The organism is Saccharopolyspora sp. NPDC002686 (assembly GCF_040295745.1).
GTDB lineage: Bacteria > Actinomycetota > Actinomycetes > Mycobacteriales > Pseudonocardiaceae > Saccharopolyspora > Saccharopolyspora oryzae.
Genome location: NZ_JBEOVY010000365.1, coordinates 1 through 7,363, shown reverse-complemented (window position 1 = coordinate 7,363; position 7,363 = coordinate 1). Strand labels below are relative to the sequence as shown.

6 protein-coding genes are annotated in these 7,363 nt (G+C 70.1%); 3 read left to right on the top strand and 3 right to left on the bottom strand.

From position 1 onward, the window contains the following. Positions 1-109 precede the first annotated feature (109 nt). From ABTZ89_RS32595 to ABTZ89_RS32585, 3 genes are all read right to left on the bottom strand, one after another. Complete coding sequence (locus tag ABTZ89_RS32595) at positions 110-919, bottom strand: S1 family peptidase (RefSeq protein ID WP_270952731.1); 810 nt, start codon at positions 917-919, stop codon at positions 110-112. A 645-nt stretch (positions 920-1,564) separates the two neighbouring features. Further along, complete coding sequence (locus tag ABTZ89_RS32590) at positions 1,565-2,224, bottom strand: response regulator transcription factor (RefSeq protein WP_270952732.1); 660 nt, start codon at positions 2,222-2,224, stop codon at positions 1,565-1,567. Continuing rightward, positions 2,217-3,479 (bottom strand): sensor histidine kinase, encoded by a 1,263-nt coding sequence (locus ABTZ89_RS32585; RefSeq protein ID WP_351052005.1) that lies wholly within the window; start codon positions 3,477-3,479, stop codon positions 2,217-2,219. Before ABTZ89_RS32585 ends, ABTZ89_RS32590 begins: the two co-directional genes overlap by 8 nt. A 198-nt stretch (positions 3,480-3,677) precedes the next feature. On the opposite strand from ABTZ89_RS32585, the gene ABTZ89_RS32580 reads away from it, so the two are divergent. The 3 genes from ABTZ89_RS32580 (at position 3,678) to ABTZ89_RS32570 (ending at position 7,237) form a co-directional block, all read left to right on the top strand. Continuing rightward, complete coding sequence (locus tag ABTZ89_RS32580) at positions 3,678-5,153, top strand: ArnT family glycosyltransferase (protein ID WP_351052003.1); 1,476 nt, start codon at positions 3,678-3,680, stop codon at positions 5,151-5,153. 78 nt (positions 5,154-5,231) lie between these two features. Further along, complete coding sequence (locus tag ABTZ89_RS32575; protein ID WP_270952735.1) at positions 5,232-5,738, top strand: PH domain-containing protein; 507 nt, start codon at positions 5,232-5,234, stop codon at positions 5,736-5,738. After that, positions 5,735-7,237 (top strand): PH domain-containing protein, encoded by a 1,503-nt coding sequence (locus ABTZ89_RS32570; protein WP_351051998.1) that lies wholly within the window; start codon positions 5,735-5,737, stop codon positions 7,235-7,237. Before ABTZ89_RS32575 ends, ABTZ89_RS32570 begins: the two co-directional genes overlap by 4 nt. Positions 7,238-7,363 lie beyond the last annotated feature (126 nt).

The window sequence follows — 7,363 nt, the reverse complement described above, 5'->3', positions numbered from 1 at the left end:
GGAAATCGGAGGTCCGATTTCCATTGAAATTGCGGAAACCCTGGTTCGGGGCGCCGGGACGCGAAGAGGCCGCGGGGGTTGCCCGCGGCCTCTTCGTCAGGTCGTTCGGTCAGCGGGTGGCCGACGAACCGATCTGCTCCTGGATCACGTCGTGGTAGGCGCCGACGCGGGCGTAGATGCCGGGCTTGCCCGGACGGGCGCAGCCCTCACCCCACGAGGTGACGCCGATCAGCTTGTTGTCCACCACCAGCGGGCCACCGGAGTCGCCCTGGCAGGCGTCGACGCCGCCTTCCGGCAGACCGGCGCAGACCATCGAGTCCGGGCTGTACTCGGCGTAGGCGCCCTTGCAGGTGTCGTCGGAGGTCACCGGGGCGACGGCCTTCTGCAGGTGGTCCGCCTGCTGGCCGCCCTCGGTGGTGTTGCCCCAGCCGAGGATGGTCGCCTGGGAGTCCGGCGCGTAACCGGCGTCGTCAGCGGTGGCCAGCTCGATCGGGGCCTCCTGCACCGGAGCCTCGAGCGTCAGCACCGAGACGTCGAAACCCTTGGTGGCGTCCTGGTACTCCGGGTGCACCCAGATGTTGGTGACCTTCGAGACGGTCCCGTCCTGGGAGCTCATCACGGTGCGGCCGCTGACCACGTTGATCTCCGCCGGCTGCGAGCCGGTGGTGCAGTGCGCCGCGGTGAGCACCTTGTCCGGGGCCACCAGCGAGCCGCCGCAGAACTGCTGGCCCTCCGGGGTGACCAGCGCGACGGTGAACGGGTGGTCCGCGATGTCGGCGTCCTCGCCACCGACGACGTAGGGGTTGACGTCCGTCGGCTGCGCGGGCTGCGCCTGCGCGACGGAAGCCGCGGAAAGGGCTGCGACGGCGATCGCGGTGACTCCGGCGAACCGGGCCAGGCGACGTGGGGCATCGACCATCGTGTTCTCCTCGTGTGCGGAAATCGGCCGCTGCACACCGAACCCGGTGGCCTGCCTCCACCTGCCGGTTACGCACAGCGACGAACTCGAATCGAACGATATAGGCGCCGGTACCGACCGGGAAAGGACCGGAATTTGCCGTTTTAACCAGTCCAGCAAGGAGTTTCCCCAGTTCAGCGGCTGGACAACGGGACGACACCGATTCGTCAAGCCCCGGTTCGCGGTGCGGCGCAACCGAAATCGGCCACCGTCCGAAGCGGACTCCGGATGCGCGCGCGAGGAGTCCGAAGCGGACGCTTCCCGGAAAGAAGCGTCCCCGGCGCACCCCGAACTGCGCCGGGGACACCCCCAACCGCGGCCGGACCCCTCCGACCGGTGGTGCCATCGATCCCCGAACCGATGGCAGGCGCGCTCCGAGGCCCCGACCGCCTCGCGTGGAACGCGCTGCCTCTGGTGTATCTGATTTCTGGTGGAATATTCCAGGGCCAATCGGTGGAGCTTGCGCCGATTGATCGTTCAACCTCTCGGCCTAGCCCGCTGGTCGGATGCGAACCGGGCGATTGCCGACCGGACCAGGAGTTCGCGCGGTCGGACGAATTCGACCGCCAACCGGGTGAACCCCGGCCAGAACGCGCATCCGAAGGCTCAGCGCGGCACCAATCCGGCGTCGTAGGCGAGCAGCCCGGCCTGCAACCGGTTCGCGCAGGACAGCTTCACCAGCAGCCGGGACACGTAGCTCTTCACCGTCGCTTCGGACAGGTACAGCTGCTCGGCGACCTGCGCGTTCGACAGCCCGCGCCCCAAGCAGGTCAGCACCTCGACCTCCCGCTCGGTCAGGTCCCGGACCAGTTCGACGGCCCGCTGCCGGGTGCTCTGCTCGTCGCCCGATGCCGCCAGCAACCGCTTCTTCGCCTCCTGGGACAGCACGGTGTGCCCGTCCGCCGCCACCCGCACCAGTCCGATGAGGTCGCCCGGCGGCGTCGACTTGACCAGGAACCCGGCCGCTCCGGCGCGCAGGGCGCGCAGCACGTACTTGTCGGCGTCGAACGTGGTCAGCGCGACCACCGCCGGCGGTTCGGGCAGCTTGCAGATGCGCTCGATGGCGGTCAGCCCGTCGACGCCGGGCATCCGCAGGTCCATCAGCACCACGCGCGGCCGGTGCCGCACCACGGACTCGACCGCCGCCGCGCCGTCCTGCGCGTCGTCGACGACCTCGATGTCCGGCGCCGAACCGAGGATGGTGCGGAGGTGCGCGCAGACCATCGGCTCGTCGTCGACCACCACGACCCTGATCGGCTCACTCATCGCCGGCCGCCTCCCCCGTTGGCACGTACGCCGGGAGTATCACATCGACCTCGAACCCGCCCCCGGCGGCCGGTCCGGCCCGGAACGTGCCGCCGACCAGCTCGACCCGCTGCTGCAGTCCGAGCAACCCCGTTCCGGATCCGCTGTCGGCCAGGTCCGCCGCCGCCCGCTCCGGCGGCTCGGTGTTGCGGACCACCAAGCGCAGCCGGTCGTCGCTGTGCAGCAGGCGCACGCCCACCCGGGAGCCGAACGCGTGCTTGTGCACGTTGGTCAGCGCTTCCTGCACCACGCGGTAGGCGGTTCGACCGACCGCGGCGGACACCACCCGCGGATCACCGTCCACAGTGAACTCCACCGGCACCCCGACCGATTCGGACTGCCCGATCAGCTCCGCGAGGTCCGGCAGGGCCGTCGGAGGAGCGACCTCGAAGTGCTCCTCCGGCTCGGCCGAACCGCGCCGCAGCACTCCGACCAGGTCCCGCAGCTCCTCCAGCGCCTCGCAACCGCTGCTGCGCAGTTCCTCCGCCGCCTGGCGGATCTCCGGGTCCTTCGCCGCCACGCCCAGCGCTCCCGCCTGCAGCACCATGAGGCTCACCCGGTGGGTGACCACGTCGTGCATCTCGGCGGCCAGGCGGGTCCGCTCGTCCGCCCGCGCCTGCTCGGCCAGCAGGTCCTGCTCCCGCTCGGCGCGCTCCGCCCGCTCCCGCAGCGCGCTCACCAGCCTGCGGCGCGCGCTCACGTAGAGCCCGAGGACCGCCGGGAAGACCGTCCACATGACGGCCCCGACGACGGCATCGCTCGACGGGTCGCCCCACGGCCGGACGCTGACCAGCGCGGTGATGCTGATCAGGTCCCAGGCGAAGAACTTCCACGGGCGGCTCGAGGTGTAGACGACGGCGGCGTAGACCGCCCACGGCGTCTGCCCGGGCAGCCACGGGTCGGACTGCTGGTTGATGAACAGCAGCGGTCCCGGGCCGAGCTCGACCATCAGCGGTTGCAGGAGCGCCAGCGCCGCGACCAGCGACATGAGCACGATCGGGTAGCGCCGCCGCGCCAGCAGCGCGACGTCCAGGCACGTCATGATCACGTCGTTCAGCCAGAGCCCGCCGATCCAGTCGTGCGCCTCCGGCGAGGTGTCGGACGGGTACATCACGAGCATCACGCGGCCGAGCAGAATCAGTCCGAGCACGAGTGCCACGTCGAACGCGGCCTCGCGCTTGTCGTTCCACAGCAGCCGCCACAGCGGGCGCTTCACCTGGAACACGGTAGACAACGACACGCGGGAAACCGGCCGGAAACCACCCGTCGTCGGATGGGACCTAGACGAAAGTTGCACCGTCCCCGGGGAAGAGACGACTTTCGCCACCCGCACGCCCTACCAAGCGCGGTGTTCTCCCCGGGCCGTCCCCGGCTTGAATGGATCCAGTCCTAGCCGGAACGCCTTGGGGGAATCATGAAATCCGCCGTGCTCGAACCGCAACCCCGGCCGCCGGCCGAACCCGGGTTGCGGCCGCTGGCCAAGTGGCCGGTGCTCACCATCGCCGGCCTGGTCGCCGTCGCGCACCTCGTGATGAGCGCGGTCGGCGACTACTGGATCGACGAGGTGTACATGCTCGCGGCGGGCAAGTACCACCTGGACTGGGGGTACGTCGACCAGCCGCCGCTCGCGCCGCTGATCGCGGCGGCGATGGACTGGATCGCACCGGGTTCGATGATCGTGCTGCGCCTGCCCGCGGTGCTGGCGACCGCCGCAGCGGTCGTGATGTGCGCGCTGCTCGTCCGCGAGCTCGGCGGCGACCGCCGGGCGCAGGTGCTCGCCGCCGGCGCCGGTGCGACCGGGCTGTGGACCGCGCTGGTCGGCCACTGGGTCACCCCGTACACCTTCGAACCGCTGCAGTGGCTGGTGCTCAGCTGGCTGCTGGTCCGCTGGATCCGGCTGCGCGAGCAGGGCGACGGCGACGACCGGCTGCTGCTGGTGTTCGGGCTCGTCCTCGGCGTGGCGATGCAGACCAAGTTCCAGGTGGCGATCCTGTGCGCGGCGCTGCTGATCAGCGTGCTCCTGGTGGGTCCGCGCGACGTCCTGCGCCGCCCGATGTTCTGGGGCGGGGTCGGCATCGCGTTCGTGATCGCCGCGCCCACGGTGCTGTGGCAGGCCCTGCACGGCTGGCCTCAGTTGCAGATGGGCGCGGTCGTGGCCGAGGAATCCCCGCTGCTGTCCGGCGGCCGCAGCGGCACCGCCGTCACGCTGGTGCTCTACGCCGGCGTCGCAGGTGCGGCGCTGTTCCTGATCGGGCTGTGGAAGCTGTTCCGCTCGGCTGAACTGCGGCCGTACCGGTTCTTCGCGGTCGCCTCGATCCTGATGTACGCCTTCTTCGTCGCCACCGCCGCGCGCCCCTACTACTTGATCGGGATGTACGGCGTGGTGATCGCAGCCGGACTGGTGGCGCTGCAGCGCCGCCGGGAGGCCAAACCGTCCCGCTGGGGGTGGACGGCTTGGTTCCCCTACGCGGCCTCCGCCGCGCTGGCCGGCTACATGGTGTGGGTCTCCACGGTGATCTCGGGCTCCTTCGGCATGCCGACCTCCGACGAGATCGCCCGCGACACCTCGGCCGCGTTCACCGCGCTGCCACCGGACCAGCGGGCGCACACGGCGGTGGTGGGCGACAGCTACATCGCCGCGTCCATGCTGGAGGTCAACCGGACGCGGTACGAACTTCCGGAGACCTACAGCCCGCACCGGGGCTACGGCTACTTCGGGCAACCCGACGAGCAGATCGACTCCGTGCTGTTCGTCGGAGACCCCGAAGAAATCCGCCAGCACTTCACCGAGGTGCGCAAGATCAAGGACGGAACCCTCCCGATCTGGCTCTGCACCGCCAAGATCGGAACCTGGAGCCAGATCTGGCCGCAGCTCAAGACGCTCTCGTAGGGCGTCATGACCTCGAACGCCCCGTGCACGCTGGAAGAATGGTCGTCGCAGCCAGCCGACCGCAGGAAAGGACCGACCGTGGCCGATGCGAACACCACCGGACTCCGGCTCCGCCCACCGCGCAATCGCGTAGAACGCCGCGCGATCGGCTGGTGGACGGTGCAGGCACTGGTCCTGGTCGTCCCGGTGCTGGTCGCACTGGCCGTGGCCGCGGTGCTCATCCCACCCGCGCAGCCCTGGCTGCTGCTGGCGCTGGTGGTGGTCGCCGTGCTCGGGGTGCCCTACGTGCTGGTCATGCCGCAGTGGCGGTTCCGGGTGCACCGCTGGGAGATCACCGATGACGCGGTCTACACCGCGGCGGGCTGGCTGCGCCAGGAGTGGCGGATCGCGCCGATGTCGCGCATCCAGACCGTCGACACCGTTCGGGGTCCGCTGCAGCAGCTGTTCACCCTCTCCAGCGTCACCGTGACCACGGCCTCGGCAGCGGGGCCGCTGACGATCGACGGACTGGACCGGGACACCGCCCGGGCCGTCGTCGAGCAGCTGACCGCCACCACCCAGGCGACGCCGGGAGATGCGACGTGAGCACCGTGATCGACGGGCAGTGGCGCCGCCAGGACCCCAAGACGATCGCCGCCATCGCCGGGCTGGTGCTGGCGCCGATGGTGCCGGCCGTCGCGGTCATGGCGATCTCCGGCGCCCCCACCAGCGCGATCCTGATCACGGCGGGGCTGTGGCTGGCCGCCGGACTGCTGTTCGCCGGTCTGTACGCTCTCGAATGGTGGTTCGCCTGGTACCGCATCACCCCGGAGCACTTCGAGCTCCGCAAGGGCGCCGTCACACGGAACCACCGCTCGATCCCCCGCGACCGGATCCGCAGCTTCGACCTCACCGCGAGCCTGAGCCACCGCGTCTTCGGCGTCACGACGGTGAAGGTCGGCACCGGCGGCCAGTCCGGCGACAGCAGCGAGCTGAAGCTCGACGCGATCTCCCGCCAGCACGCCGAATCGCTGCGCCAGGAGCTGCTGTTCGGCGATTCGTCCACTGTGGTCGATTCGGGCGTTCCAGCGCCGGAGACCAGCAGCACGCTGGCACGTCTCAACCCCGCGTGGCTGGCCTACTCCTCGCTGTCGGTGGGGTTGGCGCTGATCGTCTGGGGCGCGATCGGCTCCGCGATCGGATCGTTCAGCGAACTGCTGAAGGCCACCGGGGTGTTCAACGCCATCGGCGCAGCCGTGGTGGCGACTTCGCTGTGGCTGGTCGTCGCGGTCGGCGCCGCGCTCGCGCTGGCCGTCGGCGTGCTCGGCTCCTTCGTGCTGTCGCTGGAGATGTGGTGGGGATTCCGGCTGAGCCGTGACCGCGGGGACACCCTGCAGGTCAAGCGCGGCCTGCTCACCACCCGCTCGGTCTCGCTGGAAGAACGGCGGCTGCGCGGGATCGAGCTGGTGGAACCGCTGCTGCTGCGCTGGGCCGGCGGTGCTCGGCTGCACGCGGTGGCCACCGGCCTGAACCAGAAGAAGGAGGAGAACCAACCGGACAACAAGACGCTGCTGCCCCCGGCTCCCCGCTCCGTGGCCTACCGGACCTCGGCAGCGGTGCTGCGCGAACCGCAGCCACCGTCGCAGGTCCCGTTGCGACATCACCCACGAGCGGCACTGCGACGACGCATCAACTGGGCGTTGATGGCCGCAGCACCGTTCTTGATCGCAGCAGTCGTGGCAGCGATGTACGGATGGATCCCCGTGCCATTGGCGATCGCCGCAGGTGCGGCCGTCGTCCTGGTCTTCCTGGGGTTCGCAGTGGACGCCTACCGCAACCTCGGCCACCAGCTGACCGACCGGTACCTGATCTCCCGCAACGGCAGCGGGATCCGGCGCACGGTCGTCCTGGAACGCGACGGGGTGATCGGCTGGAAGATGAGCCGCACCGTGTTCCAGCGGCGGTCGGGACTCATGACGGTCGGCGCGACGACCGCAGCGGGCAACAGCATCTACGAAGTGCACGACGTCGCCGAAGCCGAGGGCCTCGCTCTGGCCAACGAAGCCCTCCCCGGACTCCTCGAGCCGTTCGTGGAACGGCGCTGAGCGAAGAGGCCGGTGCGGAGACGGCTTGCGCGAATCTCCCAACGCCCCACCGACGAGCATGCCCAGCGCTCGCCCGTAGCGGGTGTAGTTCCACACCCCAGGTCGACGATTCTGCTGCTGCTGTTC

Coding starts and splice junctions, on each gene's coding strand:
- ABTZ89_RS32595 (WP_270952731.1), bottom strand. CDS start 919: ATGGTCGATGCCCCACGTCGCCTGGCCCGGTTCGCCGGAGTCACCGCG.
- ABTZ89_RS32590 (WP_270952732.1), bottom strand. CDS start 2,224: ATGAGTGAGCCGATCAGGGTCGTGGTGGTCGACGACGAGCCGATGGTC.
- ABTZ89_RS32580 (WP_351052003.1), top strand. CDS start 3,678: ATGAAATCCGCCGTGCTCGAACCGCAACCCCGGCCGCCGGCCGAACCC.